At 67.4% G+C, this 1,505-nt stretch carries 1 pseudogene; it reads right to left on the bottom strand.

From position 1 onward, the window contains the following. Nucleotides 1-1,466: pseudogene (locus AR3_RS29030) on the bottom strand (amino acid adenylation domain-containing protein); the annotation flags it as partial. Nucleotides 1,467-1,505 lie beyond the last annotated feature (39 nt).

Raw genomic sequence — 1,505 nt, 5'->3', positions numbered from 1 at the left:
CGCGGCCCCCGGGACGACACCCGCACCGCCGACTCGGGAGCGGGCAACGCGGCGCGGTCCAGCTTGCCGTTGACCGTCAACGGCAACGCATCCATCCGCACCACCACCGCCGGAACCATGTACTCCGGCACCCACTCCGCGACAAACGCCCGCAGATCAGAAGGATCGATGTCAGCCGAGGCGACGACGTAGGCGATCAGACGGTCGTCCCGGACGACCACCGCCACATCCGAGACCGCCTCGTGCCGTGCCAGCGCCGCCTCGACATCCCCCAGCTCGATCCGGAACCCGCGCAACTGCACCTGCTGATCAGAGCGGCCCAGATACTCCAATCGCCCGTCATTCGACCAGCGCGCGAGATCCCCCGTCCGATACATGCGCGTCCCGGGCGGCCCGTAGGGGTCGGCGACGAACCGTTCGGCCGTCAGCCCCGGACGGTTGACATAACCACGCGCCAACCCCGCACCCGCGACATACAACTCCCCCACCACACCCGGCGGAACAAGCTGCAAACGCTCATCCAACACGTAAAGCCGCAGGTCCGCGATCCCCGTGCCGATCACACTGCCCGTACCGGACGCCACCAGGTCCCGATCGAGAATCTGGCGGGTGACGTGGACGGTGGTCTCGGTGATCCCGTACATGTTCACCAGCACCGGAGCGTCCTGCGGATGCCGCGCATACCACTCCGCCAACCGCCCCGGATCCAGCGCCTCACCACCGAAAATCACATACCGCAACGCCAGATCCGCACCCGGCGCCTCCCGATCCGCCGCCATCAGCTGATAGAACGCCGACGGCGTCTGGTTCAGCACCGTCACACGCTCCGCCACAAGCAGGCGCAAGAAGTCCTCCGGCGAACGCGACGTCGCGAACGGCACCACCACCACACGACCGCCGTACGCCAACGCCCCCCACAACTCCCACACCGAGAAATCGAACGCGTAGGAGTGGAACAGCGTCCACACATCCGAAGGCCCGAAGCCGAACCACCGCTCCGTCGACCGCAGCAACCGCACCACATTCCGATGCGGAACCACCACACCCTTCGGACGCCCCGTCGAACCCGACGTGAAGATCACGTAGGCGGGGTTGTCCGGGGACAGCGGAACATCCAGGTTCGTGTCCTCGTAGCCGGAGGCGTCCAGGTCGTCCGGCCCCAACGTCAGCGCGGGACGGGCGTCCTCCAGCATGGAGGCGACGCGTTCGGCCGGGTAGGACGGGTCGATCGGCACATACGCCGCCCCCGACTTCAACACCGCCAGAACCGCCACCACCAGATCCGCCGACCGCGGCAACCGCAACGCAACGAACCGCTCCGGACCCGCACCACACTCCACCAAACGCCGCGCCAACCGATTCGCCCGCGCATTCACCTCCCCATACGTCAACGACACACCCTCACACGACACCGCCACCGCATCCGGACGCACCGCCGCCTGAGCCTCGAACAAACCCACCAACGTCGAACCATCCGACGGCACGACGTCCGTCCCTCCGGCCCA

The organism is Actinomadura rubrobrunea NBRC 15275 (assembly GCF_001552235.1).
Lineage (GTDB): Bacteria > Actinomycetota > Actinomycetes > Streptosporangiales > Streptosporangiaceae > Spirillospora > Spirillospora viridilutea.
The sequence above is the reverse complement of the archived record's forward strand: the minus strand, read 5'-3'. Positions and strand labels throughout refer to the sequence as shown.